This window comes from Phenylobacterium sp. (assembly GCF_036402295.1).
Taxonomy (GTDB): Bacteria; Pseudomonadota; Alphaproteobacteria; order Caulobacterales; family Caulobacteraceae; genus Phenylobacterium.
Map to the genome: position 1 here is coordinate 1 of NZ_DASWTE010000029.1, position 5,327 is coordinate 5,327.

General features: G+C 71.0%; 5 protein-coding genes. 2 read left to right on the forward strand and 3 right to left on the reverse strand.

Going from position 1 to position 5,327, the window contains the following annotated elements; genetic code table 11:
- On the forward strand, positions 1-1,651 hold a 1,651-nt coding region (locus VGD44_RS01710), incomplete at its 5' end, for a GMC family oxidoreductase (RefSeq protein WP_331083224.1).
- Between the two features lie 10 nt (positions 1,652-1,661).
- On the forward strand, positions 1,662-2,222 hold the full coding sequence (locus VGD44_RS01715) for a nuclear transport factor 2 family protein (protein ID WP_331083226.1): 561 nt from the start codon (positions 1,662-1,664) through the stop codon (positions 2,220-2,222).
- 3 nt (positions 2,223-2,225) lie between these two features.
- Here the strand turns inward: VGD44_RS01715 and VGD44_RS01720 are convergent, their stop codons facing one another.
- From VGD44_RS01720 to VGD44_RS01730, 3 genes are all read right to left on the reverse strand, one after another.
- A complete protein-coding gene (locus tag VGD44_RS01720; RefSeq protein WP_331083228.1) occupies positions 2,226-2,792 on the reverse strand; it encodes a carboxymuconolactone decarboxylase family protein in 567 nt (188 codons plus the stop codon).
- Positions 2,793-2,812: 20 nt separating this feature from the next.
- Positions 2,813-4,327: a class I adenylate-forming enzyme family protein gene (locus VGD44_RS01725; protein WP_331083230.1), complete on the reverse strand. Its 1,515-nt coding sequence runs from the start codon at positions 4,325-4,327 to the stop codon at positions 2,813-2,815.
- Positions 4,328-4,373: 46 nt separating this feature from the next.
- On the reverse strand, positions 4,374-5,327 hold a 954-nt coding region (locus VGD44_RS01730), incomplete at its 5' end, for a nitronate monooxygenase (protein ID WP_331083232.1).

Sequence of the window (5,327 nt, forward strand, 5' to 3'; positions counted from 1 at the left end):
CTTCTATAACTATGTTATACATATCGCAATGCCACCCGAGAACGAGGTGGCGACGGAGACGCCCATGGAGACCTACGACTACATCATCGTCGGCGCGGGCTCTTCCGGTTGTGTCCTGGCAAACCGCCTCTCGGCCGATCGCTCCGTCCGCGTCCTGCTGCTCGAAGCTGGCGGTCCGGACACCAGCCCGCTCATCGCCATGCCCAGAGGCTTCGGCCGGCTGCTCGCCGACCCGAAGCACGTCTGGATGTACCAGGTGGCGAAGACCGGCGGCCACAATGCGCCGGAGTACTGGGTGCGGGGCAAGGGCCTCGGCGGTTCCAGCTCCGTCAACGGCATGGTCTACGTTCGCGGGTTGCCCAGCGACTACGATGCCTGGGAGGCCGACGGCTGCGAGGGTTGGGGCTGGAAGGACCTCGAACCGTGCTTCCGGGCTATGGAAGACCATGCGCTGGGTCCCGGCGGAGGCCGGGGCGTGGGCGGACCGCTCAAGGTCACGCCCCATCCAAAGCGCCAGGAGCTCTGCGAGGCGATGATCCAGTCGGCCGCCAACATGGGCCTTCCGATCGTGGACGACCTCAACACGCTCGACGACCAGGGCTTCGGTTACCAGCCCCGAACCATCGCCGACGGGCAGCGGCAGAGCGCCGCCCGGGCGTTCCTCGACCCCGCGCGGTCGCGGCCCAACCTGCGCATCCTCACCCAGGCCGAGGCGCTGCGGGTCGAGTTCCAGGGGCGCCGCGCCATCGGCGTGCGCATCCGGACTCCCAGCGGGGAACGAAGCGTCCGCGCGGGCCGCGAGGTGGTCCTGGCGGCCGGCGCCTTGCATTCGCCGAAGCTGCTGCAGCTTTCCGGCGTCGGCCCGTCGAGACTCCTGCGAGGCCTCGGCGTGCCGATCGTGGCCGAGTCGCCGGACGTCGGCGCCAACATGCGCGAGCACCGTCTCCTGGCCATGCAGTTTCGCGTTCGCCACGGGAGCCAGAACCATGCGTTCGCCGGGCCGGGCCTGCTGGCGAGCGTCCTGCGCTATGGGCTCTTTCGCTCCGGCCCCCTCACGTCGGCCGCGTTCGAGGTGGGCGGCTTCGTGAAGACCAACCCCGGGCTCGCCCGTCCCGACGCCCAGCTCGGCATGGGGCCGATGTCGGTCGATCGGAGCCAGAAGGGCTTCGTCATGGAGCGCCAGCCCGGCGCTTTGTGCGGGGGCTATCCCATGCGCCCCAAGAGCCGCGGCACGGTGGCGATCACGGCGAACGACCCCGACGCGCCGCTGGCCATCGAACCCAACTACCTCGCCGAGTGCTGCGACCGCCAGACCTCCATCGGCATCGTGCGGTTGATCCGGCGGCTCTTCGCCCAGCCGGCGCTCGAGCGCTATGTCGTCGAGGAGACCTGGCCGGGCGCGGGCCTGCAGCGCGGGGACGAGATCATCGACGCCTTCCACCGCATCGGCGGGGCCGGTTACCACGCCGCCGGCACCTGCCGGATGGGCGCCGACGAAGCCTCGGTGGTCGACACCCGGCTGCGTGTCCGGGGCGTCCACGGCCTGCGCGTGGCCGACATCTCGGTGATGCCCAGCCTCGTGTCCGGCAACACCAACGCGCCCGCCATGGCCATGGCCTGGCGCGCCGCCGACCTGATCACCGCCGCCTGAGGAGACCGCCGTGGCCCCCGACCTCGAAGCCCGCATCAACGCGCTCAGCGACCGCCAGGCGATCCGCGACTGCCTCGCCGCCTATTGCCGGGCCGTAGACCGCATGGACCGCGAGCTGCTGCTGTCCTGCTACCACCCCGACGCCCTGGACGATCACGGCATCTTCGTCGGCGGCCCCGAGGCGTTCGCCGACTGGGTGTTCGACCTGCAGGGGCGGATGCAGACCAGCACCCAGCACATCATCACCAACCACCTCTGCGAGCTGGAGGGCGACGTGGCGCACGCCGAGACCTACTGGATGGCCGCCTCGATGAACCGCGAGGGCGACCCGCTGACGCTGGGCGGCGGGCGCTACATCGACCGGCTCGAACGCCGCGACCGCCGCTGGGCGATCGCAGCGCGCAAGTGCGTACCGGACTGGGGCGGCGTGCCGGGCCGGTCCTGGTTGCCGCCCGAAGTGGCCGCGCTGATGACCAGCGGCGCCAAGCCCGCCCGCGACCGGTCGGACCCGTCCTACCAGCGGCCGCTCACCGTCGATCCGGGCCGCGTCGGGTTCATTGCGCCGTTCTGAGCCCTACTCCGCCCGGCTTCGCGCCTTGGCGTCCTCCAGCACCTTTGGACCCTGCGGGGCATCGACTTCCACCTCCAGCCCCTGGGTCAGGCGCGCCATGAACATGTAGGTCCCGATCGTGTAGATCGCCTCGACGATCTGGCGCGGGCTGTAATGCCGGGCCGTCTCGGCGAAGGCGTGGTCGTCCACCTTCACATTCAGGACGCTCTGGCGGCCGAAGCGCAACAGCGCCCGCTGCGCGGGCGTGAAGAGCTCCGACTCGAAATCGTAGCCGTCGACCGCGTCGACGACCGCCTTCGACACCCCCATCGCCTCGACGATGGCCACGTGCTGCACCCATTCGTACTCGCCGCCCTGCAGCTTGGCGGTCAGCAGGACCAGCAGCTCGCGATCGACCTCCGGCAGCTCCAGGCTGGTGAACAGCGCGCGGGTGAGCTGGGAGAAGGCAGGCATGCAGGTAGGCGCGAGCGCCAGTATCCGGAAGACTCCCGTCCGCCCGGCCGGGCCCTTGTAGGCCTCGGCGATCGAGCCGGTGAAGGTGGCGGGATCCGCCGGGGGCACGCGCGCCATTCAGGTCTCTCCTCGGGGAATTAGGACGCCGCGGCCTCGAACATGGCCTTGAGGTCGGGTTGGCTGACCTTCAGCGACGGCGTTCGGGGCAGCTCGGCCACCTGCATCAGCCGCATCGGGACCTGATAAGGCAACAGCTTCTCGCGCAGGAAGCTCCGAAGCTCGTCCTCGGGCGGCGGCGTGACCCCGCTGCGCAGAATGTAGGCCGCGGCCGGAGTCTGGCCCAGGCGGGGGTCCGGGAGCCCCACCACGGCCGCCTCGCGGATCGCGGGGTGGCCCTCGAGCGCCCGCACCACGTCGTCAGGGAAGACCTTGAAGCCGCCGCGAATGATGGCGTTGTCGTAGCGGCCGTTGATCCAGAGGAAGCCGTCGGCGTCCAGCACACCGAGATCGGTGGTGCGGATCCACGATGCGCCGTCGCCCAGTTGCTCGGCCTTCAGCTCCAGCAGGCCTTCCTCGCCATGCGGCAGGACCTCGCCGCTCTCGGCGGCGACGATGCGGGCCGACACCCCCGGGTTCAAACGGCCGACCGACCCGCGCTTGTCCTCGTGGTGCGCCTTGAAGTCGCCCAGCGTCCAGCCCGCCACGCCGCCGGCAAACTCGGTGGCGCCGTAGTTCTGCAGGACCGGGATCCCATAGCGCGCATAGAACTCGTCCGCGAGGTCGGGATCCAACGGCGCCGTGCCGGCGCGGAAGGCCACCAGGCTCGCGAGGTCGTCCTTCGGCACCTTGGCGTCGAGGATCATCCTGAGCGCCGAGGGCGGCGCGCCGGCCACCTTCGGACGATGGCGACGCACGGCGTCGGTGAACGTCTCAACGCTGAACCGGTCCAGCAGGCACGATGCGCGGCCGGCGGCCACGCAGTTGAACAGGCTGAAGACGCCGCTGATGTGCGCGAACGGGGAATTGACGATCTGCACGCCGCCCCGCAAGCGCGGCGGATCGCCCGGCTTGCGACCGTCGTAGACCCCGGCCGCGGCGACGCCCTTGTCCAGCGAGGCGGCCTTGAGCGGGATCCGCTTCGGGGTTCCCGTCGTGCCGCTGGTCAGCATCTCGATCGCGACGCCCGGCGCCTCGCGCCGCAAGTCCTGGCCACGCACCTCCTCCAGCCCGTCGACCGGACGCACCGGCCGCTCAGAGTCGTCGCTGAGGAGCAACCCCAGGCAACCGACCTGCCGCGCCGCGTCGCGCACGGGCGCCCTCGCCCAGTCCCGTTCGAGCCCAATGATCGCCGGCGGCTTCAGCGCCAGGATATCGCTGGCCAGGCGGTCGTCGGGCAGGGCGGGGTTGAGGGTTACGATGCAGCGGTCGCCGGTCACCACCGCCAGCAGGCTCGCCGCCGTCAGGGGATGGTTCCGCAAGAGGCCCGCCACCCGGGTCCCCGGCCCGAGGCCAGCGGCAGCGAGCGCCTCGTCGATCCCGGCCACGACCCGCCCCAGGTCGCCCCAGGTCCGCCACCGCTGCTCGTACTCCATCGCGGGCGCCTGCGGATCGACCTTCAGGACGCCGCGCACCAGATCGGAAAGGCTGGACACTACGAGGTTCTCCAGGGGCGGTGTTGCTGGGGCGCAGCGGCAGGGATCATGCCGACGCAGCGTCCAGGGCGCGGTCCACGAGGCGCGCGGCTTCCGCCATGTCCGGCGTCTCGCAGGCGGCGACGTACTCGGCGCGCAGGCGCTGCACGAGCTCGGCGACGCTCGGGATGTCGCGGATCAGATCGATCCCCTGCCCCGCGCTCCAGAGGTTCAGCCAGGGCCGCACGCCCTCGGGCAGGTGGTCGTGGCGCATGCCCTTGCCCAGCGGCTCGGGCAGGTTGGCGGGGTCGAGGCCGACCAGCCGCATGGACTCGGCCATCCAGTTGGCCGGCACGCCCGCGATCTTGCCGGTGTACATCAGGCCCGCCGAGGTCTGGCTGACCAGCAGGTCCTTGTAGGGCTGTGGCGCATCCGACTCCTGCGTGGCGATGAAGCGGGTGCCGAGGTAGGCGAGGTCGGCGCCCAGGATCTCAGCGGCCCGGATGGTGGCGCCGTTCGACACCGCGCCCGCCATGATGATCACGCCGTCGAACATCGCCCGTACCTGCGGGATGAGCGCCAGGTGGCTGATCGTCCCGGAGTGGCCGCCACCCCCGGCGCCGATGCAGGTCAGGCCGTCCGCGCCCGCGGCGATCGCCTTCTCGGCGAAGCGCAGGTTCGTCACGTCGTGGAAGACCTTGCCGCCCCAATCGTGGACCCGCGCGACCAGTTCGGTCGGGTCGCCGGTGGCGCTGATGATGATCTCGACGCCGTAGCGCCGGCAGACCGCCAGGTGCACCGCCAGCTCGTCCGGCGGCAGGCGCGTCGCGAGATTGACGGCGATGGGCGCGATGCGCGCGCCCGGGTTCTCGGCGGCATGCCGGTCGAGGTCGCGGCGGATGTCGACCAGCCACTGCTCGAAGATCTCGAAGCTGCGCGCGTTCTGCCGGGGCAGGCCGCCGATCACGCCGGCCTTGCAGGCCTCGCGCACCAGCGCCGGGCCGGTGACGAGGAACATCGG